Origin of the sequence: Bacillus infantis (assembly GCF_050107595.1) — a bacterium.
Taxonomy (GTDB): domain Bacteria; phylum Bacillota; class Bacilli; order Bacillales; family Cytobacillaceae; genus Bacillus_AB; species Bacillus_AB infantis_C.
On the sequence record NZ_JBNILH010000015.1, the window covers coordinates 13,372 to 36,182 of the forward strand.

Below are 22,811 nucleotides of genomic sequence, written 5' to 3' on the forward strand. Positions count from 1 at the left end.
TTTAAGATTAATATATTTCTTATTGCCGAGGGGATTTAATGCAAACACTTTTTAAATATAACTGGATGATACGAAAAGACTGGTATAACTGGTGTGAAGATTTAAGTGAGCAAGAGCTTTTGCAAACCCGGACGGGTGGAATGGGCAGTATTTTACATACCCTTTTCCATATTGTTGATGTCGAGTGGAGCTGGATACGTCTATTGCAGGGGAAACCGGACTTTCAGGAAAGTTTTGATCATTATAACAGCTTGGACAAGGTTCGAAAATTGGACGCAGAATTCCACTTAGAAGTAGAGAATTTTGTGAACAACTGGGATGCCAGTATGGAAAATCAATTAATTTACGATACCCTGCCTGATGGAAGAATTGTAACAGATACTTGGGGTGAAGTTATGCGTCATGCCATTGCTCACGAAATTCACCATATAGGACAATTATCAATTTGGGCAAGAGAATTGGGGAGAAAACCTGTTTCTGCAAACCTTATCGGTAGGGGACTTTCCTCTCATTCGACAAAATAATTCGAGGTTGGAAAAGGAAAAAAGCGGAAGAAAAATGCAATGGATTTAGATATGAACTATTTAGGGATTACCACAGGCAACTGCTTATGTGTAATTTCAGCTGCCATAACCAGGCAGCTTTTCTTATTATAAAAGCGGGCAGGTTAGCTGAAAAAGTTATTTTAGTTTTGGTTTCTTTTGAATATAGTAAAAAGGAGATAAGAACATTCTAATCTCCTTTTTTATTTTGCACTAGTGTCAGCACCCACAATGATCAGATAGGTTAACATCTTGAGAAGAATCTGCAACAGGAAAGTTCATCTCTTTCCAAGCCGCAATTCCCCCAGTCAACTCCTTTACTTTGTATCCACGTTCTAATAATAAAGTTGCTGCTTTGGCAGCTGTATTACACCAGACATCCCAACAGTAAACAATAAGTTCCTTATCTTTCGGAATTTCATGTAAACGAACTGGAAGCTCTTGCTGTGGAATGATATTAGCATCCTTAATAGTTATATTTCTTACCTGTATAGGACCGTTTCTTACATCAATCAAAAAGTATTTTTCTGGATCGGCTTGTGCCAATCTCATATAATCCATAGGGCTGATCGTTGCTTCTAACCGTGCATTAAAATAATCAAGTGCGTTCATAAATATGTTACCTCCAGTTTTAAAGTGTAGTCCAGATTTTAATAAGGAACTCCTTCAGCAATTGTTTTTCTTGATCGCTTAAAGGGGCTAATACTTCTAATTCTGTATTGATCAGAAATTGCCAACGTGAATCTAATACATCATTACCTTTTGGTGTAATCAATAGGCTGTAGGACCTTCTGTCATTAGGGTTCTTTGTCCTCTCTACAAATCCTAAAGTTTCTAAATGATCGATATGGCTTACCATTGTTGTGCGATCAATTTGCAGGTTTTCAGAAATATCTTTTTGTGATGAATACGGGTTTCCTTTAATAAATAAAAGTACACCGTATTGTCTAGCGTTGATATCATACGGTGCAAGACCCTCAGCAAACTTAGCCTCCATTCGCTGAAGAACTTTTCCAAGCAAAAAACCATAAGATTGATTCCATTTTTCCAAAAGTAATACTCACCTCCACATATAATCACCTTGACATATAATCAGTTTAACTGATTAATTTTGAAAACGCAAGTAGGTATGTGCGTATTTCTGTAATAAAAGAGTGTAAAAAATGGACAAGTTGGTGAAAAGGTATACTCTAACTATAGGGTGCTTTATGTACCGGGTTGGCTGTCAGTCCAGGCGGCTTTTCTTATTCCATAAAAGGCAGATTAATTGGATAAAAAATAATAATGATAGGGATTTAAAATAATATCTTTGGGGGTTAAAAAATTGTCGATAAATGATAGGGGAAGTGTTTGCATACGTACAGGTCATTTAGAAGATGCTAATTCAATGCTCGATATTCAGAGAGATGTTATAGCAGAAAACAAATATCTTATTTCGTTAGCAGATGAATTCGATAAAACACTAGAAAAACAAAAAGACTGGATACAAAAAGTTCTAATAAATGATAGGGAAACTTTATTCGTTGCTGAAAAAGATGGAAAAGTCATTGGCTTTATAGTTTTCGAATCACCAGATCGCAAGAGGCTAAGTCATACCGGTTCGTTTGAAACAATGATACACAGAGACTTTAGAGGGAGAGGTATTGGCAAGATGCTTATTAGTGAACTTTTGACGTGGGCAGAAGAGAACCCTTTAATAGAAAAGGTGAGTTTGGGAGTCTTTTCGACTAATCATAGAGCTATATCCTTGTATGAAAGTATGGGATTTGCAGAAGAAGGACGGAAAAATAAAGAAATTAAGATAAAACGAGTATGCAGATGACATCCTTATGTTTAAATTCGTGTAACAGTTGTTAAACTAATAGATACATGTTCAAAAACCTTAAACCGGTAGCTGTTCTTATTCCACAAAAGGGGGCATATAAGTTTGATTGATTATTTTGAACGTAAAATCAGATTAAGAGACTTTGAAGTGTGGGATATTCGATTTAGGGACCAACAATATACTTTAGTCATATTAGATGAATTTCGACCTGCAGCATTTGAAGATTTCGAAATGCCAGAGCTAATTTATGAAGATGATGATCAACGTGCCAATTTAGTCTCAGCTACATATTTCTCTAATGAATCTGTTAAAGATGAACATAGAGAAAAACTCGGTGAATTTGCACGAATGCTTACAAATCATCTAGCGTTGGCACATTGTGAAGTTATTATAAAGATGTATCAAGGAAACCCGGAAAGAGCGATAGATCGAATCATGTTAACTAAATTCGGTTTTAAAGAATCCGATATTCCTTTAGAAAAGCTGTGGCATTTTAATCAAGAATAGAGTACGTACTTTTCACTAACGGGTGTTTTGCTTAAGGATAGCTGCCATAACCAGGCGGCTGTTTTTTATAAAAGGGGCAGGGTTATTAATAAGACATTAGTTTGATGTAACAAAGGGAGGCGGGTACTTTGATTGCATTTGAAGAATTTGCATCGAGTTTTTTATTCATAGTGAGTTGTTTAATATTTGCAATAAGTGCATATTTACTTTATTGGGTAATTATTATGCCTTTACTTGCAATTATTCCCTTTCTTCTTTTTCTGGTTACTGGTTTCATAAGTTTCTACATTTCAAGAAAACTTGGTGCCAAAAAAGACGAATAATTCTCTAATAAGCGGTGTTTGTTTAACTTCGAAGGCTTAAGGAATAGGATGAGCTGCCATAACCAGGCGAGTGTTCCTATTCCTTAAAAGTGACAGTTTTATAAATGTCAGAGACAGAAGTGAACTAAATACTGATGGGAACTATTAAATATGATTTATAGGTGATTCCCGCAATAATTTAGCTATAAAAACTTGCAATCATTTTAGCAGCGGGATATATCAATAGTTGTGCAAATAAAGTGCCCAGTAATTTTGTTCCTATCAGCAAAATCACTAAAGCTTTGACATCTCCGTATGGTCTTTTTTTTCTTAAAGCCTGGTCTGTTATAATAGCCGATTGAGGATCAACGAGTAGAGTTAACATTATGGTTGCGATTCCATTTATCATGCCAGACGAAGCCGAGGCAGCTAAGCGGAACTCTTCAGCCACAAATATAGATGCGTAATATGCAGAAACGACTCCTATTGTATAAATAGCTGTAATGGCAGTATTTAAGAGTAAAAAACGCTTTGGTATCTCTTTATAGCGCAGTTTTTGCAGCATATGTTTTTTTGGTTTAAGGGTGCTTTTAGCTATTCTTTTAATATTAGTGACTTGAAGAGCTTCTATTACAATAGAAGGTATAGAGCCTTTCACTTCAAGCTTGTCTACAGCTTTTGAAAATATTCTTAGAAAAGTGGGAATAAAGCCTATGCCTAATAAAGTGCCAATAGTGGATGCTGCTATTACCCATCTTAAACTGGGCAAAGGATCGTAGTCGTTGGCAATACTAGAACCAATGATTATGCCAATTAAAGGGGCCTGGAACATGTTGGCTGTTCTTGATAGTAATACAAAAGTATTAAATAATGATATGGAAAGAGCAAACTTACCGCTCTTAACCGAATTCAGCCTTACGGAATAAGCTAAAGTATCTACAAAGTGAATAATAAGAGTCAAAGAAATGAGAATTAACAAAGTAGTATTCATAAAAAACTCCATGTTTTTACCTAATTATACCACTTCCGAAGCGACCGGATATTCTGATTTGAAGACCGAATAAGTATTTTAACACAAGCGGGGCAAGGCGAAAGAAGAAATTGAATAAATAGGCAGTATTTAAAAGAAGGAATTCTGTTATCCCCAATCAGTATAGCTAGGTAAAGATGATTTATAGGGGGCTCTAAGATGAAAAATAAAAAAAGGAACAGAGGCGACTTTATTAAAGGTACCCTGTTTGAACTAATTGGTGAAGTGGTTTGGAATATATTATTGTTTATACCAAGATTGATATTTCGCTTGATAAGTAACATTTGGTGAAGCACAGCTGCCAATTCAGGCGGCTTTTTTTATATAACAAAACCAGCTGATAGTGTGTCAACATTTTGATTTAAATGGGTGACAAATAGTCAAGAGATACGCGCAAACCTCCCTCAAAAATTTTAAAGATCAAAAAATAAATAATTTAATGAAATATAAAAAATATTTCTCAAAACTGTCTAAGACAAACCGATAAAAGGATAGAACTAAACAAAAAACAAAGAAGCAATGATGATTTTTTCTTATTTGGGCGCTTTGAAAAAATGGGAGCTAGTAGCGCAACCGGCTTTAGGAGGACAATAATTGAAATTTAAAGGAAATCTGCAATTCAAACTGGTTTTTACTTTATCTCTGCTTCTCTTCTTGCTGATATCGGTTAGGACAGCTATAACGGAGATATCAGCCCGTTATCTTGACGATACCCTGGGGATCAATATTATTTCTGCAGGGGCAACTATATTAATAGGTGCTATTGCCATCTATTTTCTGATTAAGTTCTTTATTGACAGGCCGTTGAAGAAGTTAATCAGTTTGGCAAACCGTTTTAAGCAAAATGACTTTACACAAAGAATAGAGTTAAAAACGAATGATCAATTCGAACAGCTGGGTGATGTATTTAATCAGCTGGCAGATAATTTACAAGTGTTAATTAAGGAAATCCAGGATTCGGGGCTTCAGGTGGCATCTACTTCTCAGGAACTATCAGCAACTTCTGAGCAAACTGCCAGCGCCAGTGAACGAATATCCATTACAATGTCTAAGCAATTGGACTCGGCAGAACACCAGGTAAGGCAGATGGATGGAAGCAAAAAGTCCATTGATGAACTGGCCGGAAACATACAGGTCATCTCAGAAAGCAGTCAACTGGTCGAGACATTGACCGAAACGGCTACCGGTAAAGCGGCTGCTGGAAGCAAAGAAATTCAGGAAGCTTTACAGCAGCTAAATTTAATCAATAACTCGGTAGAAAAATTATCAAAGACAATGGAAAAGTTAACAGAGCATTCCAACCAAATTGGAAATATCACCGGTGTAATAACAGCTATTTCAGAGCAAACCAGCTTGCTGGCTTTGAATGCTGCGATTGAAGCAGCAAGAGCAGGAGAACATGGCAAGGGATTTGCCATAGTAGCAGATGAGGTCCGGAAACTGGCAGAAGAATCATCAAAATCGGCGGAACAGATTAATGGCCTCATTAAATCAACCCAGGTAGAAACAAGGGAAGTTTTAGACACCATGGATATGTCGATTAATGAAGTAGCTTCAGGCATACAAAAAGTTTCGACTCTGAATCAGACTTTTGATGATATTAAAGGTTCTATAGAGAAGCTGGAAGCGGAGTTTAAAACTGTTTCATCCAGGACCTATCAGATTGAAAGAGATACAGGGACTGTTACAAAATCTGTATCGGATGTCAGGGACATCATCATGATTTCCTTAAAGAGTACCCAAGAAATCGCTTCTTCCGCAGAAGAACAGCTGGCTTCTATGGAAGAAGTTTCTGCATCAGCGGAATCTTTATCTTCTCTGGCAGAGGATCTAAACTCTTTAATACAGAAATTTAAAGTTTAAGCCAAGGGGACAGGTCCCTTGGCTCTTTTTGAAGCTGTGTGACATGGATCTGTCCCTGGTGGATCACAAGAAGGTTTAAGGTTGTATCAAAAGATATGATATTGTTGATAGAAAATGTATTTAATGACTCTGGGAAAAGCAACGACTCTTATTAATTGGAGCACCTTTTAGAGGTCATATAAAATTTAATGGGGCACGAAAAAAGCGAAACAACCAGAGTATTTAAGACGCGAGTAATACAAGAAATTCTTTTGTGGGTGCAGATGCAGCCTTTTTTTGTACGTAAGATACAGGTTAATAAAACTGGACATAACGGAAAAATGTTAGAATTGAGGAAAAGGATGGAGATAACTTTGAATAAAAAGTTTTTCTATCTCATACTTCAAGTTACAGGTATTATAGGGGTTATATTATTTTCCTATTATTTTGTTTTTAATAAACAAATGATAAGGGTTATCGTTTGGACTGTAATGGTAATATCAATATTACTTCTAGCTATTTATTAAAGGACAACTTAGAGCGAAATGGAAAAGATAATTAAGAATGTATATCTCTCGAGTGCTCAGCTGCACATCGAGACGGCTTTTCTAATGGGGAAGGCCTATAAACCAATCTTAGAAATTGTATTAATAATCGAGGTGATTAGGTTTGCAAACATGCGAGAAATGCACTGCCCATTTTAGTTGGAGTAAAGTCTTTAAATCTCTCTGGGGGAGTTATAAACCTATCCAATGTAACCAATGCGCTACAACACATAAAATAACAATACTAAGCAGGTTGATTTTTGTATCTTTAACTATTCTTCCAATGCTCACCTTCGGTCATTTTCTATCCCCTTTTAGCAACATTCTAGTAACACTTGGCATAGCTATTTTTATTTTAATAGCTGGTTCTTTGCTGGCACCTTTTCTTGTTACTTATAAAGAGTCTAAGTAAGTATAATTATAACAATCCTGTGCTTATGCTCCAGATCAGCTGCCAAAATGGGAAGCTTTTGTAATTTCATAAAAAGGGTGTTAGAGGAGTGAGTACTGTCGTATTATCAAAATGCGAAGTTAGTAGAAAGACCTCAGATTATATGGACTAAGGTTTCTTGGCACACTTTTATTGTTATGGCTGATCAGTATTAAGTGGTTCAATCTGAAGTAGGTTTACTACTTTTCCTTCAATATTAGGTATAGTAAGACCATCTGACCATTCTACTACAACAAAGTACTCCCTGCTTTCCGAAACTAAGTTCCATACTCGTTCATCATCGATAAGGATGGAATACCTTTGATTTGGTTCATTCAGGTTTTCCACTTCAAGAACATACTGAACAGTGGGCTCTAACTCTTTTACTTTTTCATTAATAATAATATTCATTGTTGAAGTATGATAGATTAGTTCCTCAATTTTCTTTATTTCCACAGTATTTTCATACGTAACTCCCGCTATGGTTACTACCAAACATATTGTTACAAGCAAAAGCAGTTTTTTCACGTTTTTCTCCTTCCTACTCACCTGGCCGCTAAGAGCCAAGGGGACAGGTCCCTTGGCTCTTTATGATTTTACTGTAGCTTTCTGCACCCTCGGTGAGTGACATCGATTGCAAATGAAAGGCAGCTGCATCCCTAAGCGGCCCCATTCCTATGATTACTCTGCCTCATATAAATACCGAAACGCATCCTCAATCAGCCCCTGCAAATACTCATCAAAGCTGTTAGCAATCACTTTGAATTCGTCCGGGTCGTGCAGAAAGCGGATGATCTGGCCGGAGACACCTTGGTCAGTTGGATTGAAATCAATGTAAAGACTGGAGGTTCCGCCATTATTCATACAGTCTGAGAAGTGGAGGTAGGTGCCAGGGAGAAGTCCTTCTGGATTGATTTTTGGGTCGACGTCCTCTTCTTCATATTCGGATAGATAGGAGATGTCCACCTCTTCTTTTGAGCTTTCGAGCATCTGCTGAGCGGATAGCAGATAATAGGGATATTTCCCGTCTTCAACATCGGATCCTAGGATACAAACGGCGATTTGATCCTCGCCATATTTCCTGAAGTAGGTGCCATCGATATTTTCGAGGAGATTTAAGAGTGATTCCGGGCAATTTGGATAGTGTGATTTTAGTGTGCTGAGGTCCTCTTTGGAAGCACCTGACGCTTTATGCAGTTCGTTTAATTCCTCCGGTGATAGATGTTTCTTTAGCCCTTTTAAGAAGCTGTTGGTCAATTCCATTATCTTTTCCTCCTAAGAATCTTTTTGGAAGTGAAATGAGTCTGATAGAGTGATATTAACATATATTGCCTGGGGAGTGGGGGGAATCTTGGATGAGCCTTGAAAAGAGCCAGGGGGTCTGACCCTGTGGCTCTTTTGAAATGAGCCAGGGGGTCTGACCCTGTGGCTCTTTTGAAATGAGCCAGGGGGTCTGACCCCGTGGCTCGAAAAAGAACACCCAAAATGTGTGAATTTTTGCTAATATATAAGGTACATAGAACAGAAGGCGAATGGTGCCCAGATGAGTATTGTGAAAGATTTTCTGCTGCAATTTACACTCATGGTGATCCCGATTTTTAGTTACTTTACGTTTATTCTGGAGAAGGTGAAAGAGGACCGGTCCATCAAGATGTTCATGACTATTTTATGGGGATTGTCCATCGTGTTGTGCATGTCGTTTCCCGTGGAATACGTAGAAGGGGCACGACTCGATATCCGGTTTATCCCTCTTTTATTTGGAACGTTATACCTCGGAGTATGGTCCGGCGTGTTTTTGACAGCCATGATCATTTTGTACCGCCTGTCTTTCGGGATCAGCATGGGTTTTTTGACTACTATCATTGTGTTAATCATTATGCTCCCGGTCATTTTGTCGGTTCAGCGAGTATTTTTACGTGTGAATAAGGGTCGAAGGATCATCATTGCAACAGGATTATCGTTCCTGTACTGTCTCTGTGGCATGGCAGTGTCCGGGATCATGAATGGCTTCTCGATCAACGTGTTGAAAGTTCAGGGTATTCATTTGCTTTTTACGGTTGCCGTTACGTGGTTCTGTACAGTATTGGTTGAGAAGATCCGTGAGAACCACCAGCTCAGGCTAAAGGTCCAGGACTCGGAGAAATTCAGGGTGATCAGTGAACTCACCGGTGTGTTTGCCCATGAAATCCGCAATCCTATGCAGGTGACCAGGGGATTTCTTCAGCTTCTTGATGACCCCGATCTCCCTTATCCCAAAAGAGAATACATCAAGCTTTCAATTGAAGAATTAGACCGGGCCAATGAAATCATCAACGACCTTCTTACTTTCGGCAAACCGTCCATCAGTACATATAAAGCAGTCAATGTCAGTGAACATTTAAAACGTACAGCAGCGCTGATTCGAACTTTCAGCGTGAATCAGCAGGTTGAATTTCAAACCGACATTCAGGATGACTGCTGGATAAAAGCAGATTCCCAGAAGCTGAATCAATCCCTGCTTAATATCTTAAAAAATGCAGTGGAGTCCATGCCGAATGGCAGCACCGTGTCGCTTTCATGCCATCAAACCGCAGATGGACACATCAGGATCGTTGTCAAGGACCAGGGAATCGGCATGAACCTGAAACAGGTCCAGCGCCTTGGATCGCCTTATTATTCTCTCAAAGAAAAAGGAACAGGACTCGGGATGATGGTCAGCTACCAAATCATCCATTCCTTTAAGGGGAAAATCAGAGTGGTAAGTGAAGAAGGAGTGGGTACAGAATTTATTATTGACTTTCCAGGTGTTGAACCATGAGCCAGGGGGACAGACCCCTTGGCTCTTTTTGTGGGTGGGCCAGGGGGTCTGACCCTGTGGCTCACTCTACGACAATACTTCCAACATACTGGGCATCGCCTTTATCTGTGTCAAGGTCAAACACAATCATATATTCACCAGTTTCTTCTGGTAAGTAGAAAGATTGCCCTTTTTCTAATTTCAGTTTTGTCTCACTGCCGTTTTTCCAAACGGAAACACTGACTCCATCGGAATCAAAATGACCATCTTCAAGGCGGTATTGAACTTTCTGGCCTGAATTGAAGTACATCACTTCTTGTTTCTTAGCTAACGCTTGAACATCCTCCGTTTTCTTGTTGTATTGTTCGTCGAAAGCCCACTCTACATTCGCTTCTTCTAATGCCGCTTCTTGGTTAATATCATCAGGATTAAATAGAGAAACTGATGGCGGGGAAAAATCATAGTCTTCTCCAAAACATCCGGCTAAAACAGAAACAAATAGCAAACATGCAACCAATCTTAAAAACCTCAATTTAAATCACTCCACATTTTTTTGTGAGAACCAGAGGGACGGACCCCTTGGCTCTTTTTAAGACTGGGCCAAGGGGGCATCCCTTGGCTCGCTGTGGAACTCGCGGCAACTAAAGCGTTTCATCCAATCTCAGAATCTTTGACCGGGAAATTAAATAAACAGTGCCTAAAATATCAATTTTGTCTCCCTTAACACGCACAGCACAATCCTTGTTCGAAGCATAGATATTCATTTCTTCTGATAAGGGCGAGAGTTCACTTTGAACGAGCGTGAGATTATGTTCAAGGTCAAAATGAGAAAGGACGGCAAAATTGTCAAGGCCGATTCCATTGTACAGAGTGCTGTCTTCAACGTTATAGCCAAGGTTTTTCGAGCATAACCATTGAGCAGACATATTGATTGCACCAGCGCTGGCTCCCATTACAATGGCTCTGCTTTTTTTTATAGAGTCCGACAGCTCATATTCTGCGAGGAACCTATTTAGTTCAACGGTATTTCCGCCTAATAAGAAGATTACTGAAGTATTTTTAATTAGCGTATGGGCCTCTTCCTTGGCGATACTATAATTAATCAAATGATATTCTTCAAACATAATACCTGCCTGATCTAACCACGAGCGTTCAGCGGCACCGGTTTCTTCATAAATTGATGGATTTGAGCTAATCATAACAAGCGATTTTCTATTGATTATATCCTCCTGCAGCACTTTGCTCAGACTCTCAGGAAAATGATTGTTAAACCAGCCTAAATAGTAGTGAGTTTTCATATGTACCTCCGTAGTAGAAAAGAGCCAGGGGGACAGACCCCTTGGCTCTTTTTGAGACTGGGCCAGGGGGTCTGTCCCCCTGGCTCACCCAAGCCCCGACTTCCTCAATGTATATCCTGAATAACCTTCTCCAAAAATTCACCCATCCGCTTAACAGCAGGCTCGGAGAAGTCGAAGCTGACTCCGGTTTCTTTATAGATATCTGCGATGGATTGATTGTAGTCGGCACCGGCGCCTTTTTTAAATAATTCCACGGCTTGCTCCGGGTTGTTGTGATAGTTCTCAAGGATTTGCAGAGACCCAAGCATGGAGATGGAGTATTCGATGTTATAGAAAGGCACTTGGAAGTAGTGCAGGGTGTCTGCCCACAGAATGCCTATTACGTCTTCGAGACCGGATGTGTCGACCGGGTTCAGGCCATATCGTTTAGCGATTTCAAAGTATTTTTCATCGCGCTCTTTGGCGGTGTGATTTGGATTGGTGTACATCCAATGCTGGAAGAGGTCTCCTGACAATGGGCCGTACAGCATGGTGAATGCCCGTCTCAGTTCTTCACGCTGTGCGCTCTTGAAGTCTTCTTCTTCCGGATAGAAGCGGTCGAGCTTGTCGAGTAAAAGCAATTCCATCCCATGGGAATAGAGTTCCGCCACTTCCATGCGCTGCTGGTATTCTTCGAGAGGACCGTGCTCAGCAAACTCGAGGTATCCATTCACTGCATGGCCCATTTCGTGAATAAGGGCGATCAGTGAGAAGAAGGATGGGCTGAAGTTTGCAAATACAAAGGTATCTCCTGAAACAGACAAGGTGGTGCAGAAGCCGCCAGGGCTTTTGCCTTTCCGGTCTCCAAGATCCAGCAGCCCATTTTCTCTCATATAATCGAAACGCTCTGCAAAATACGGATCCGTCTTGCCCAGCATTTCAGAAACGCCATCCATAAGATCAGATACCTCTGTATATGGCGGATTCTTCATCAATTTAGCGGTGTTATCCCAAGGACGATAGGTGTCAACGCCAAGCTTGGATTTGAAAACCTCTGCGAGGCGGTTCCAGGCAGGGATGATATGCTTTTCAACATTTTCATGAAAGTCATAGCAATCCTGGATTGTATATTCACGGTTTTTCACTACAAACATATAATCGCGGTAATTTTCAAAGCCTGCATTTAAAGCGATTTGGTGGCGCAGCTGAACCAGCTCGTCCATAATGCTGTCCATATCGGGCTTGATTTGGCGGTGGGCTTCCAGCATGGCGTAATAAGCTTTTTCCCGGACACTTCTGTCCAGATTATCGAGCTGGGACTGGATAAATGGATAAGGTTTTTCCTCGCCATCCCATTCAACGGTCAGCCCTGCTATGATTTCGCTGTACTTCGTAGAGAGCTCCTGCTCTTTTACCATCAATGGGATATTTTCTTCTCTGAAAAGTTTAACCTTGGACTCGCGAACGCGGCGCATCAAGCCGTAACGCTTGTCATCTAATTGAGCGGCATACGGAGAATCACAGAATTTCTCATTCAGCTTTGCTTCATATTTCATCAACAGCGGCTGGATGACCTGCTGATCGTGAAGATAAGTCGATTTGATATCCGCATCCTCTGTGTCCCGGTAAAAATCAACCTGGTGGCCAGTCATGGCCTCATCAATTTTAATTCCTAATTCTTTTTCAGCCTTCAGCCAATTTTCCAGGTCAGATACGGAGTCGAGCGGAACCTCAAGTAAAGCTTGAAGCTGAGCTTCGACTCCTGCTGCATCCTGCAGATCGATTAATTCTTTATAATAATTGCGTTTTACATCTTGTGACATGAAATAGCTCCCCTTACCCCTTTAATTTTTTTAATTGTCTCAATAATCATATTATAGAATTCCAGCTATAATTTCTAGCTTTTCAGACTAATGCTTTAAAAGATTGTGTAAAGGGTAATATATATGTATAAACTTTGAGAAGATGGAGGATTGTTAAATATGCTAAAACAAGAAGAAATGGAAACGCTGAGAGAGCTAATCAAAGATGTGGATACGGCCATGCTGACAACAGTCTCTGAAGAAGGACTGGTTTCCCGCCCGATGAAAACGCAGGAAGTCGAGTTTGATGGGGACCTATGGTTTTTTACCAAAAAAGAGACGGATAAATATGATGAAATCTTACATGACAAAGATGTCAATGTTGCCTATGCAGGCAAATCCTATGTCTCTGTCCGCGGCAGAGCGGAAATCGTTGAGGATATAGGGAAGAAAAAGGAACTGTGGAGCAAAATGTATGAGAAGATTATGCAGACTTCTTATGATGACCCGAGCGTCGTGCTCATCAAGGTTAAGGCGGAAGCAGCCGAATACTGGGAAAGCGGCAGCTTCACGAAGAAAGCGGTCTTTATGCTGAAGCGCATTACAGGACAGGACGCAGAAGAAGCGGGAGTTAATGAGACGGTTGAGATGGATAAGTGAGCCAAGGGGACAGGTCCCTTGGCTTTTTTTGTGGGTTGTGCGGGGAGCCAGGGGGTCTGTCCCCTTGGCTCTTTTCGTTTGAGCCAGGGAACCTGTCCCGGTGGCTCGGGCCAGGGTGTCTGTCCCCCCAGCTCAATATGTTATGCTAATGGAAGTGATACGACAATAAGAGCAGGATAACGTTCAATTATGAATGATAAGGGTGAGTTTAGATGGCTAAGATAGACCAAATGCTGCAGATTCTTTGGATGCTGAGCTCGGGGAGGAAGGCTACTGCTAAGCAGATGGCTGAGAAATTGGAGGTCAATATCAGGACGGTTTACCGGTATATTGATGCTCTTTGTTCGAGCGGTGTCCCGATTATAGCGGAGGGCGGCCATCATGGCGGATATACGCTTTTGCAGCAATTTACAGAAAGTCCTCTCCTGTTCAGTGCAGAGGAAAAGACAGCCATGCTTCAAGCAGCTGCTTTGGCGAATGAGGCTGGATATTTTTCAGGAGAGGCATTGAAGTCCGCTGCTTCAAAGCTGGCCCTGTATTCAACCTGGGAACAGGAAAGCCTGGTCAGGCAGCGTGTGGAAGGGCTGGATGTGATCGGTTCTGCCCCAGAGCTGTCTGCAGATTCATTATTAAAGGAGCTGGAGCAAGGGGTCATCAAGCAAGTCTCGATGGAAATGGACTATTATACTGCCCGTGAAGACCAGCCTAAGCGGAGGAAGATTGACCCATACGGTATTGTTTATTGGAACGGCCGGTGGTATCTGGTTGCATTTTGCCAATTGAGGAATGAGATTCGCAGTTTCAGAGTGGGAAGGATGGCTGGTGTGGCTGAAACCGGCTCCTCCTTTAACCGTCCAGCAGATTTTTCAGCCAGCGGATTTTTTATGAATAATCTGCTTCCGGAGAAAAAACAAACGCAGGAATTTGTGCCCTTTGTTGTCAGCGGCAGCACCAGCGCACTGGATGACTTTTGCCAGCACTGGTTTTTAGGTCACCATCTGACAAAGCGTACCTCAGCACAGGCGGAGTTTCTTATGGAAAAAGAAGCCCTGCATACTTATGTGCCGTACTTGCTCCTGCCTTATGGCCAATCGCTTCGAATTTTAGAGCCGGCCAGCTTGAAGCAGAAGATGCTGGTTGTCTTAAATGAATTGGCAGATTTTTATCAGAAATAAGCAGCTAGACTGACAAGGGATGTCAGTGAAGTTTTTTTATAATGGGGATCCAATGACTGAATAAGGAGACCTGATAATGCAAAAAAGAAAAGCTTATCTTTATGTTTTTGATACGATGTCAGACTGGGAGGCAGGGTATCTGATTGCCGAGCTGAATTCAGGCAGGTATTTCAGGAAAGAGCTGGCGCCTATTGAGGTAATAAGCGTTGGTGTGGACAGAAATGCTGTTAAGACAATGGGCGGGTTGCGTATACAACCTGTTATGTCTATAGAAGAGTGCAGTTTGAAAAGTCATGATATTTTAATTCTTCCGGGGGGAGATACCTGGCTCGATCCTATTCACGAGCCCATACTGGAAGAAGCCTCAAACTGTCTGCAAAAGGGAAGCACTGTTGCCGCCATCTGCGGTGCAACCCTGGGTCTGGCAAAGAAGGGGCTGCTGGATGCAAGAAGGCACACAAGCAATGATCTCTCATACTTGAAAGCCGTCTGTCCCCTATATGCGGGAGAAAAACTTTATCAAAAGGGGCCGGCAGCAGCAGATGGGAATTTGGTTACGGCTTCTGGCATAGCCCCCTTGGAATTTGCTGCAGAGGTCTTGAAACAGCTTGGTGTGCTCAAACCGGAAACATTGCAGGCATGGTTCAGGCTGCATCAGAATCATAATCCGAAACACTTTTTTGAGCTAATTGAATCTGTGCAATGAGCCGGCGGGACAGACCCCTTGGCTCTTTTTTTGAGATTGGGCCAGGGGGTCTGACCCCTTGGCTCCGACTCTGCGGCCTAATATTTTGAATTTTCAGCTCTGTGTAGGTAATATATCGGTAGTGAGAGAAATCCTGAAAGGGAGGAGAAGTTTTGGAGGAATCTTTGATTAAAGCAGATGATTATGTGACGCTGTGGGGGATTATTGTGGTGTGGGCTTCGGCGAGTATTATTCTGGAGCAGCGCTACAGCTGGGCGGCGAAGATCTCTGGTGCGATTATTGCCCTGATTGGTGCTATTATTCTATCTAATACCGGAATCATTCCAACAGCGTCGCCAGTGTATGATGCGATCTGGACATTCATCATTCCGCTCGCCATTCCGCTGCTGCTGTTTCATGTGAACTTTAAGAGAATATGGAAGGAAAGCGGGCGTCTGCTGATTATTTTTCTGATCAGTTCAATCGGGACGGTTGCCGGGGTGATTATTAGTTTCTTTTTACTGAAGGATCATATACCTGTCCTTGATAAACTCGGTGCCATGCTTAGTGCTTCTTATATTGGCGGCGGGGTGAACTTTGCAGCCATGGCAGCTAAGTTTGAAGCGCCTGGGGGAATGGTTTCTTCTGCAGTTGTTGCAGACAATTTAATGATGGCGATTTACTTCATCGTTCTGATGATGATTCCGGCTGTGGGCTTTTTTAGAAGACGCTTTAGGGCTCCGCATGTGGAAAAGGTGGAAAGCGGAGGAATCAGAGAAGATGGGAAGACACTCGCGGAAAGCTTTTGGGAGCGAAAGGATATATCTTTGAAGGATATTGCGTTGTCTGTAGGAACTGCTTTCCTTCTTGTGGTGGTTTCTTTTAAGATCGCAGCATTCATGGACGGATTGATTCCTTCCGGGGAGGGTACTTCTTTCTTTTTAAATCTACTGAATGGATTGTTCGGTGACAATTACTTAATGCTGACGACCTTAACATTTCTGGCACTTGCGTTGTTTCCGAGATATTTTGAGTATATTAACGGAAGCCAGGAAATCGGTACATACCTCATTTACTTGTTCTTCGTAGTTATTGGGATTCCGGCATCCATTCCGCTGATTATTCAAAATGCGCCGCTGCTGCTGGTATTTGTATTCATTATTGTAGTGGTGAATCTGGCTGTGTCATTGACTGCTGGAAAACTGTTGAAATATGACCTTGAAGAAATCCTTCTGGCCAGCAATGCCAATGTCGGCGGCCCAACAACTGCGGCAGCCATGGCCATTGCAAAAGGATGGAAGGATCTGATTGGACCGATTCTTGTTGTCGGAACGTTGGGGTACATTATTGGGAATTATGTTGGGACTACGTTGGGGTTGTGGTTTTCGGGGTTTATGTAATGAGCCGGGGGGGACAGGTCCCTTGGCTCTTTTTGTGTTTGGGCCAGGGGGTCTGTCCCCTTGGATTTCTTTTGAACAAAACTACATTTTACCTCGGAATAAAAATTCCTGTCAATTATAAATTTGTAATCCACCCAAAAAATGTTATGATAGCTTTATACGTGTTTTGGCCGTATCCGGAATTCCGCTGTATTGTTTTGCAGATCGAATTTCGGATATTTTTTTAATTTCCTTTTCAAACTGAAGGAAACTCAAACAATTGTGCAGCCTTTTGGGAAAGTTAGTCAGATGAAAAACAGTTCCTGGGTTTTTCTACAATACAAGGAGGATTAGAATAATGAATCTAATCAATAAGAAGGTTACGCACAAGCTGTTTGGTATGGGGAGTATAGTTGAACATAATGACACTAGTATCGAGATACATTTCGCATCGGAAAAGAAGAAGTTTGTTTTCCCTGATGTATTTGGAGAGCACCTGGTACTGCATGATGAAATGATGGCTAAATCACTCGATGTGATTATACAAAATAAGGAAAACGAGCGAAGGGAAGAAGACAGGAAGAAGGAAGAAGAGAAGAATCGATATCGGAAAAGTCAGGAACTCCGCTTGGGATATGAAAAACTGATGAAAAATCATAAGCTTCATCCAGAATCACAAATGGTTTTTTGGTGTGATGCAGAAGAACAGGATAGTTCTTTTTCAGAGTGGAAGGTTTTTTCTGGTGTTATTAAGAGCGGCAATAACAAGGGGAAGCCAAACAAACCCAGCCGCCTGCACCAAAACAGCGCTGTTCTGCTTACAGCAGTAGATCCCAGTAAGCCTGAAAAAGACAGGCGTATCTTAGGTGTCTACATGGTGAAGGAGAAGTTTGTTGGTAAGCTTTGTGAAGATGGAAATATTCCGGCTCATTCAACATACAGACTCCAGCTTACAGAAGAGGAATCTGAACAAATGCCCTTCTGGGAATATTATGTGAATGAAAAATCCCCTCAAAAAATGACATGGAATTCAGGGAAATACCGATACTTTGAAAACTCATGGATGGCTCAAACTTTGCGTGATATAGTGTCGTTGAAAAGTGACCCAAAAGAGCGGGAGCATGCACAGCAATTTTTTGAGCATTTTTGTAAGATGAATCAAATAGTCGAGCAGGATTTGCCCAAGCCTAATGGCGCGTTAATGCGTATTTAGAGGTGAGGGAGCCAAGGGGACAGGTCCCTTGGCTCTTTTTGTTTGTGCCAGGGGGTCAGTCCCTGTGGCCGAGAGAGCCAAGGGGTCTGACCCCCTGGCTCTTTTTGAGTTTGGGCCAGGAGACCCGGCCCCCTGGCCCGGGCAGGTTCCTTGCTTATAAAAAATTTCTGTACTATAGTATGTCGAGTCAACAATTAATGCCTCAATTAGTTGGGCAAAGCCATATGGGAAGAGGAATAATCAATCCCAGACGCTTTGGTTCCAATCTATAAAATCAATAGAGTTTTCAATACAAAGGAGTGTTCATGATGGAAAACTATCAAGAGCTTTTGAATAAACAACGCGCCTATTTCCGTTCAGGAGAAACGAAAAGCGTTTCTTTCCGACTCCGCACATTAAATACATTAAAATCCCTTGTGCTAAAGCATGAACAGGATATCGTTGATGCTGTGAAGCAAGATTTGAATAAATCCGAGCTTGAAGCGAAGCGTGCCGAGGTTGGACTTGTCATCGGTGAGATTGACTATATGCTGGAAAATCTTGAAGAATGGGCAGCAGTGAAAGAAGTGCCGACACCAGCGTCCCATGAAGGCGCCAGAAGCTTTATTAAACCTGAGCCGTTTGGCTCCGCACTGGTGATTGCACCTTGGAACTACCCGTTCCAGCTTGCTGTGACACCGCTTGTAGGCGCTATTGCTGCCGGGAACACAGCCGTGCTGAAGCCATCGGAACTTACACCGAAAACATCTGCGCTGCTGTCTGTTATGATTAATGACAACTTCCCTGAAGAATATCTTCGCGTGGTGGAGGGTGAAGTAGAAACAAGCACTGCCCTTCTGAAAGAAGACTTTGACTATATTTTCTTCACAGGCAGCACAGGCGTTGGTAAGATCGTAGCGGAAGCGGCGGCCAAACATCTCACGCCAACGACGCTTGAGCTCGGCGGAAAAAGCCCGACGATCGTGCATAAAGATGCCGACCTTAACGAAGCCGCACTGCGCATTGTGCGCGGAAAATTCGCCAATGCCGGCCAAACATGCGTGGCACCGGATTATCTTCTCGTCCACAGCAGCGTGAAGGATGAACTGATGAGCAAGTTCAAAGAAGTCATCACTGCGGCTTTCGGTGAGAATATTGTTGAGAATCCAAACTTCGGGCACGTTGTCAGTAAGCGGCACTTTGATCGCCTTGTCGGTTTCCTTGACAACGGAAGCATTGTGACAGGCGGTCAGCATAACCGCGACGAGCTTATCATTGAACCGACAATTCTTGATCACATCTCATGGGAGGATGCCGTCATGCAAGATGAAATCTTTGGGCCAATCCTGCCTGTTATGACCTATGATAACTTGGACGAAATCATTGAGCCGATCATGAACCGCCCTAAACCGCTCGCTCTCTACCTATTCTCAAATGATGAATCGGTACAGGACGAAATTCTTGGCACAATCTCCTTCGGCGGAGGATCCATCAACGATACCATCAACCACATGACGTCCCACTACCTTCCATTCGGAGGCGTAGGCGCGAGCGGCATGGGAGCCTATCACGGGAAAGCTAGCTTTGATACATTCACTCACTTTAAGAGTGTGTTGAAACGATAAGAAAGAGCCAAGGGGGACAGGTCCCTTGGCTCTTTTTGGTTTGGGCCAGGGGGTCTGTCCCTCTGGCTTAAGACGAAGAGCCAAGGGGACAGACCCCTTGGTTCTTTCTCAGTTTTGAGCCACGGGACCTGTCCCTATGGCCTAATCTTATCCAAAATAAACGCATAACATGCCGCAGTTTCTTTCAAGTGGTTGAAACGGCCTGAAGCACCGAAGTGGCCGGCACCCATGTTGGTCTTGAGGACAAGGGTGTTGTTATCCGTTTTCAAGGCTCTTAGTCGTGCAGCCCATTTGGCTGGTTCCCAGTATGCAACCCGCGGGTCGTTCAGACCGGTTGTGATATACATATGCGGATAGTTCTTGGCCTCTACATTGTCGTAAGGGCTATATGATTTCATATAAAAATAGTCTTCTTGATTTTCAGGATTGCCCCATTCATCCCATTCCAGGGTGGTGAGGGGAATGGTTGCATCGAGCATGGTTGTGACAACATCGACGAACGGAACTGCCGGAACGGCCACCTGGAACAGATCACCGGCCATATTGGCCACTGCGCCGACGAGCAAGCCGCCCGCACTGCCGCCGTAGGCTGCCATCTGACTTGAGGATGTGTAGCCTTGTTCAACAAGATACTTCCCGGCAGCAATGAAATCGGTGAACGTGTTCCGCTTGTTCTGCATCTTTCCATCCTCATACCAATTCCGTCCCATTTCGGAACCGCCGCGCACTTGTGCCGTGACATAGATGACCCCTTTTTCCAGCAGAGGCAGGCGATACGGATCAAAACGCGGGTCGCTGTTTGCTCCATATGATCCATAGGCATACAAAATTAATGGTGCAGGCCCATTGTCCAGCGTACCTTTCCGATAAACAACGCTCAGCGGGACTTGGACTCCATCCGCGGCAGTCGCCCACAGCTGCTCTTGCTGGAAGAGGGACGGATCATATTCCCCGCTGACAGGTGCAACTTGCAAAGAGTTCCTCTCGCCCGTTAGCAGATTCAGTCCGTATATGGTTTTTGGCGTAACCAAGGACTCATATTGAAGAAGTGCCTCTGCTGTTTCATAGCTTTGGCCGGGTAAAATGGATACTGTATAGAGAGACTCATCCCATTCAATACGCTCCAGCTCACCATCGCGCAATACCCAAATTTGCGTCAGCCCGTTCTCACGGCCAGAAAGAAGCAGCGCATCCCGAAACGGGTACATAGCTTGAAGATAGCGATTCTCGCTGTGTTCAACAACTTTTTCACGTGAAGAAAGGTCATCGGCCGGGCAGCGAAGCAGCTGAAAGTTTAACGCATCCTCATTGGTCAGAATAAGCAGGTTATCTTCCCAATGCTCGACACTGTATTCTATTCCCTCCCGACGCTCATCTATTAGCTGCAAAGGAGTCAACGGGGAAGAAGCATCCAACAGGCGAACCTCGCTCGTCGTCTTTGACCTGGAATGGGCAAAAATATATTTACCGCTTTGCGATTTAGACACATACAAAGAGAATGTTATGTCTTTCTCTTCATATAGCAGTTCATCACTGCTGTTTTCACTTCCCAGTCGGTGCCGCCACAGCTGGTAAGGCCGCTGACTTTCATCAACTGTTATGTAGAAAATATACTTTCCGCACTCACTCAACTCCATGCTGCCATGGATAAAGACATCCGGAACTTTGTCCGGCAGCAGCTCACCTGTTTCCAAGTCCTTCACATAAATGGTATATCGGTCGGTGCCATCACGATTCTCCAAATATGCCAGGCGGTTATGATCTGTGCTTATACGCTGCAGCGTTACACTTAAATAATCACCCTCAGCGGCTAACTTGTTCAGATCCAGTATCACTTCCTCTTGTGCTTCCGTCAGCTGCTCGCGGTTTGCTGCTTTCTTGCGTGCATATATCGGATACTGCTTGTCTTTGTCCAGGAAAGAATAGTAGAAGTACGGTCCATGCTGCACCGGCACCTTCACCTCTGAATCTGGAACACGGTCAACCATGCTTTGATAAAGCTGCTCGGTCTGCTCCTCCAATGGGCGCATGATTTCATCGTAATAACGATTTTCTTCCTCCAGGTAAGTAATGACCTCCGGATTGTTGCGGTCCCTCAGCCAATAATAGTCGTCCTCGCGCACATCCCCATGCAGGTTGTGCGGGTGGGGAATGCATTTTGCAATAGGTGGTTTCATTGGGATTCTCCTTTCGTTGTTGGTAATAGTTTCGAGGTGGTGGGGGGGAAATCCTCTTTTTGAGTGGAGGGCTGGGCCAAGGGGACAGGTACCTTGGCTCTTTTTATGACTGGGCCACGGGGCCTGTCCCTGTGGCTCCGCTTCATCGGTTATAATAGAGAAAACGCTGCTTGTTTTGGCCAATCATAATTTAAGAATGGGCCAGGGGACCTGTCCCCCTGGCTCACCACCAAATAGGAAAGGGGCGAAATTCATTGAAATCATATATTCTAAGAATAGAATTAGAAGGGTCGAACCCGCTAATATGGAGAAAGGTCATTATGCCAGCGGGAGCAACGTATAAGAGGCTTCATGATGTCATTCAGAACGTAACCAATTTTCAGAGTGGGTACCCTGATGAAGGTTACCACCTTTTTGAGTTTGACCTGATTGAGGATCAGAGGATTGTTACAGATAATGAAGAAGCTTATCTTGAGCATCAGCATTTTAAGAAGAACAAAGCCATGTATGAAGAGCGGCTGAAATCAATGCCAGTGGAAATGTTGGATTTTGAGAAGAATTATCAGGAAAGATTGAAAATTGAAGTGCGCAAGCCTACCGGTTTAAAGATCGATGATTATCTGGAGACGTATAAGGAAATCAAATATTCCTATGATTTTGGTGATGGCTGGCGTTTCAACGTGAAGCTTGAGCAGACTGTAGATGACTACTACTTTGGTTTTCCAACCCTGCTTGATGGAGCAGAAACAGCACCTCCTGAAGATGTGGGCGGGATGCATGGATTCTATGAGTTTCTAGAGGCTTATCGGGATGAGAAGCATCCAGCACATGAGGATATGAAAGCCTGGGCCGAATCGGCGTATTTCCGGGAATATAACTCTGCCTCCATTAATAGAAGATTAAAAGGGCTTCATTATAAGAAGACTGAGTGGGCTAAGATTAACCACGAAAGATACGAGGTTATTGAGGATAAGTATAGGAAGTAAAACCAGGAAGAGCCAAGGGGACAGACCCCTTGGCTCTTTTTTCTAGACTGGGCC

The 22,811-nt window shown here is 42.7% G+C and carries 22 protein-coding genes, 1 pseudogene and 1 riboswitch; of the genes and pseudogenes, 14 read left to right on the forward strand and 9 right to left on the reverse strand.

What is annotated here, in order from left to right; all coding sequences use genetic code 11:
• Nucleotides 1–38: 38 nt before the first annotated feature.
• Nucleotides 39–524, forward strand: a complete 486-nt coding sequence (locus ACQCVH_RS23190; protein WP_426837954.1) for a DinB family protein — start codon at nucleotides 39–41, stop codon at nucleotides 522–524.
• A gap of 237 nt (nucleotides 525–761) precedes the next feature.
• Here ACQCVH_RS23190 and ACQCVH_RS23195 read toward each other — a convergent pair whose 3' ends face one another.
• Together ACQCVH_RS23195 and ACQCVH_RS23200 are read right to left on the reverse strand one after the other, a co-directional pair.
• Nucleotides 762–1,154 carry a rhodanese-like domain-containing protein gene (locus ACQCVH_RS23195; RefSeq protein ID WP_426837955.1) on the reverse strand — a complete coding sequence of 131 codons (393 nt, stop codon included), beginning with the start codon at nucleotides 1,152–1,154 and terminating at the stop codon, nucleotides 762–764.
• A 19-nt stretch (nucleotides 1,155–1,173) separates the two neighbouring features.
• On the reverse strand, nucleotides 1,174–1,593 hold the full coding sequence (locus tag ACQCVH_RS23200) for a MarR family winged helix-turn-helix transcriptional regulator (RefSeq protein ID WP_426837956.1): 420 nt from the start codon (nucleotides 1,591–1,593) through the stop codon (nucleotides 1,174–1,176).
• A 273-nt stretch (nucleotides 1,594–1,866) separates the two neighbouring features.
• Here ACQCVH_RS23200 and ACQCVH_RS23205 point away from each other — a divergent pair.
• The 3 genes and pseudogenes from ACQCVH_RS23205 to ACQCVH_RS23215 all read left to right on the forward strand — a co-directional run bounded on the left by ACQCVH_RS23205 (nucleotide 1,867) and on the right by ACQCVH_RS23215 (nucleotide 3,197).
• Nucleotides 1,867–2,389: pseudogene (locus tag ACQCVH_RS23205) on the forward strand (N-acetyltransferase family protein).
• 80 nt (nucleotides 2,390–2,469) lie between these two features.
• Nucleotides 2,470–2,874 carry a hypothetical protein gene (locus ACQCVH_RS23210; RefSeq protein WP_426837957.1) on the forward strand — a complete coding sequence of 135 codons (405 nt, stop codon included), beginning with the start codon at nucleotides 2,470–2,472 and terminating at the stop codon, nucleotides 2,872–2,874.
• A gap of 128 nt (nucleotides 2,875–3,002) precedes the next feature.
• The gene (locus tag ACQCVH_RS23215) at nucleotides 3,003–3,197 is read left to right on the forward strand and encodes a hypothetical protein (protein WP_426837958.1); all 195 of its coding nucleotides are present in this window, start codon (nucleotides 3,003–3,005) and stop codon (nucleotides 3,195–3,197) included.
• A gap of 178 nt (nucleotides 3,198–3,375) precedes the next feature.
• Here ACQCVH_RS23215 and ACQCVH_RS23220 read toward each other — a convergent pair whose 3' ends face one another.
• Entirely contained in the window at nucleotides 3,376–4,167 is a 792-nt protein-coding gene (locus ACQCVH_RS23220) for a lipid II flippase Amj family protein (protein WP_426837959.1), read from the reverse strand.
• 542 nt (nucleotides 4,168–4,709) lie between these two features.
• Nucleotides 4,710–4,794, forward strand: a riboswitch (cyclic di-GMP riboswitch).
• 6 nt (nucleotides 4,795–4,800) lie between these two features.
• Between ACQCVH_RS23220 and ACQCVH_RS23225 the strand changes: the two genes are divergently transcribed.
• Nucleotides 4,801–6,069, forward strand: a complete 1,269-nt coding sequence (locus tag ACQCVH_RS23225; protein WP_426837960.1) for a methyl-accepting chemotaxis protein — start codon at nucleotides 4,801–4,803, stop codon at nucleotides 6,067–6,069.
• Nucleotides 6,070–6,717: 648 nt separating this feature from the next.
• Nucleotides 6,718–7,005: a TIGR04104 family putative zinc finger protein gene (locus tag ACQCVH_RS23230; protein ID WP_426837961.1), complete on the forward strand. Its 288-nt coding sequence runs from the start codon at nucleotides 6,718–6,720 to the stop codon at nucleotides 7,003–7,005.
• A 174-nt stretch (nucleotides 7,006–7,179) separates the two neighbouring features.
• Here the strand turns inward: ACQCVH_RS23230 and ACQCVH_RS23235 are convergent, their stop codons facing one another.
• Together ACQCVH_RS23235 and ACQCVH_RS23240 are read right to left on the reverse strand one after the other, a co-directional pair.
• The gene (locus ACQCVH_RS23235; protein ID WP_426837963.1) at nucleotides 7,180–7,551 is read right to left on the reverse strand and encodes a hypothetical protein; all 372 of its coding nucleotides are present in this window, start codon (nucleotides 7,549–7,551) and stop codon (nucleotides 7,180–7,182) included.
• Nucleotides 7,552–7,704: 153 nt separating this feature from the next.
• Complete coding sequence (locus ACQCVH_RS23240; RefSeq protein WP_426837964.1) at nucleotides 7,705–8,286, reverse strand: SMI1/KNR4 family protein; 582 nt, start codon at nucleotides 8,284–8,286, stop codon at nucleotides 7,705–7,707.
• 280 nt (nucleotides 8,287–8,566) lie between these two features.
• On the opposite strand from ACQCVH_RS23240, the gene ACQCVH_RS23245 reads away from it, so the two are divergent.
• Nucleotides 8,567–9,820, forward strand: coding sequence for an ATP-binding protein (locus ACQCVH_RS23245; RefSeq protein WP_426837966.1), 1,254 nt, complete (start codon nucleotides 8,567–8,569; stop codon nucleotides 9,818–9,820).
• Between the two features lie 61 nt (nucleotides 9,821–9,881).
• Here the strand turns inward: ACQCVH_RS23245 and ACQCVH_RS23250 are convergent, their stop codons facing one another.
• The 3 genes from ACQCVH_RS23250 to ACQCVH_RS23260 all read right to left on the reverse strand — a co-directional run bounded on the left by ACQCVH_RS23250 (nucleotide 9,882) and on the right by ACQCVH_RS23260 (nucleotide 12,899).
• Complete coding sequence (locus tag ACQCVH_RS23250; RefSeq protein WP_426837967.1) at nucleotides 9,882–10,331, reverse strand: hypothetical protein; 450 nt, start codon at nucleotides 10,329–10,331, stop codon at nucleotides 9,882–9,884.
• 109 nt (nucleotides 10,332–10,440) lie between these two features.
• Nucleotides 10,441–11,097 carry a Type 1 glutamine amidotransferase-like domain-containing protein gene (locus ACQCVH_RS23255; protein WP_426837969.1) on the reverse strand — a complete coding sequence of 219 codons (657 nt, stop codon included), beginning with the start codon at nucleotides 11,095–11,097 and terminating at the stop codon, nucleotides 10,441–10,443.
• 104 nt (nucleotides 11,098–11,201) lie between these two features.
• Nucleotides 11,202–12,899, reverse strand: coding sequence for a M3 family oligoendopeptidase (locus ACQCVH_RS23260; protein ID WP_426837971.1), 1,698 nt, complete (start codon nucleotides 12,897–12,899; stop codon nucleotides 11,202–11,204).
• Between the two features lie 150 nt (nucleotides 12,900–13,049).
• Here ACQCVH_RS23260 and ACQCVH_RS23265 point away from each other — a divergent pair, with 150 nt between their 5' ends.
• The 6 genes from ACQCVH_RS23265 to ACQCVH_RS23290 all read left to right on the forward strand — a co-directional run bounded on the left by ACQCVH_RS23265 (nucleotide 13,050) and on the right by ACQCVH_RS23290 (nucleotide 19,594).
• Nucleotides 13,050–13,538, forward strand: a complete 489-nt coding sequence (locus ACQCVH_RS23265; protein ID WP_426837972.1) for a pyridoxamine 5'-phosphate oxidase family protein — start codon at nucleotides 13,050–13,052, stop codon at nucleotides 13,536–13,538.
• Between the two features lie 212 nt (nucleotides 13,539–13,750).
• Nucleotides 13,751–14,713 carry a helix-turn-helix transcriptional regulator gene (locus ACQCVH_RS23270; RefSeq protein WP_426837973.1) on the forward strand — a complete coding sequence of 321 codons (963 nt, stop codon included), beginning with the start codon at nucleotides 13,751–13,753 and terminating at the stop codon, nucleotides 14,711–14,713.
• A 76-nt stretch (nucleotides 14,714–14,789) separates the two neighbouring features.
• Nucleotides 14,790–15,419 (forward strand): type 1 glutamine amidotransferase family protein, encoded by a 630-nt coding sequence (locus ACQCVH_RS23275; protein ID WP_426837974.1) that lies wholly within the window; start codon nucleotides 14,790–14,792, stop codon nucleotides 15,417–15,419.
• A 152-nt stretch (nucleotides 15,420–15,571) separates the two neighbouring features.
• Nucleotides 15,572–16,798, forward strand: coding sequence for a DUF819 family protein (locus tag ACQCVH_RS23280; RefSeq protein WP_426837975.1), 1,227 nt, complete (start codon nucleotides 15,572–15,574; stop codon nucleotides 16,796–16,798).
• A 337-nt stretch (nucleotides 16,799–17,135) separates the two neighbouring features.
• Nucleotides 17,136–17,990 carry a malate synthase gene (locus tag ACQCVH_RS23285; protein ID WP_426837976.1) on the forward strand — a complete coding sequence of 285 codons (855 nt, stop codon included), beginning with the start codon at nucleotides 17,136–17,138 and terminating at the stop codon, nucleotides 17,988–17,990.
• 308 nt (nucleotides 17,991–18,298) lie between these two features.
• Nucleotides 18,299–19,594, forward strand: a complete 1,296-nt coding sequence (locus ACQCVH_RS23290) for an aldehyde dehydrogenase (protein ID WP_426837977.1) — start codon at nucleotides 18,299–18,301, stop codon at nucleotides 19,592–19,594.
• A 134-nt stretch (nucleotides 19,595–19,728) separates the two neighbouring features.
• On the opposite strand, the gene ACQCVH_RS23295 is transcribed toward ACQCVH_RS23290, so the two are convergent.
• Entirely contained in the window at nucleotides 19,729–21,771 is a 2,043-nt protein-coding gene (locus ACQCVH_RS23295) for a S9 family peptidase (RefSeq protein WP_426837978.1), read from the reverse strand.
• A 254-nt stretch (nucleotides 21,772–22,025) separates the two neighbouring features.
• Between ACQCVH_RS23295 and ACQCVH_RS23300 the strand changes: the two genes are divergently transcribed.
• A complete protein-coding gene (locus ACQCVH_RS23300) occupies nucleotides 22,026–22,757 on the forward strand; it encodes a plasmid pRiA4b ORF-3 family protein (protein WP_426837979.1) in 732 nt (243 codons plus the stop codon).
• Nucleotides 22,758–22,811: the final 54 nt, after the last annotated feature.

Bases quoted from the DNA above. Each gene is read 5' to 3' on its own strand.
- ACQCVH_RS23190 (WP_426837954.1), top strand. From the start codon at position 39: ATGCAAACACTTTTTAAATATAACTGGATGATACGAAAAGACTGGTAT.
- ACQCVH_RS23195 (WP_426837955.1), bottom strand. From the start codon at position 1,154: ATGAACGCACTTGATTATTTTAATGCACGGTTAGAAGCAACGATCAGC.
- ACQCVH_RS23220 (WP_426837959.1), bottom strand. From the start codon at position 4,167: ATGAATACTACTTTGTTAATTCTCATTTCTTTGACTCTTATTATTCAC.
- ACQCVH_RS23240 (WP_426837964.1), bottom strand. From the start codon at position 8,286: ATGGAATTGACCAACAGCTTCTTAAAAGGGCTAAAGAAACATCTATCA.
- ACQCVH_RS23245 (WP_426837966.1), top strand. From the start codon at position 8,567: ATGAGTATTGTGAAAGATTTTCTGCTGCAATTTACACTCATGGTGATC.
- ACQCVH_RS23255 (WP_426837969.1), bottom strand. From the start codon at position 11,097: ATGAAAACTCACTACTATTTAGGCTGGTTTAACAATCATTTTCCTGAG.
- ACQCVH_RS23260 (WP_426837971.1), bottom strand. From the start codon at position 12,899: ATGTCACAAGATGTAAAACGCAATTATTATAAAGAATTAATCGATCTG.
- ACQCVH_RS23270 (WP_426837973.1), top strand. From the start codon at position 13,751: ATGGCTAAGATAGACCAAATGCTGCAGATTCTTTGGATGCTGAGCTCG.
- ACQCVH_RS23275 (WP_426837974.1), top strand. From the start codon at position 14,790: ATGCAAAAAAGAAAAGCTTATCTTTATGTTTTTGATACGATGTCAGAC.
- ACQCVH_RS23285 (WP_426837976.1), top strand. From the start codon at position 17,136: ATGAATCTAATCAATAAGAAGGTTACGCACAAGCTGTTTGGTATGGGG.
- ACQCVH_RS23290 (WP_426837977.1), top strand. From the start codon at position 18,299: ATGGAAAACTATCAAGAGCTTTTGAATAAACAACGCGCCTATTTCCGT.
- ACQCVH_RS23295 (WP_426837978.1), bottom strand. From the start codon at position 21,771: ATGAAACCACCTATTGCAAAATGCATTCCCCACCCGCACAACCTGCAT.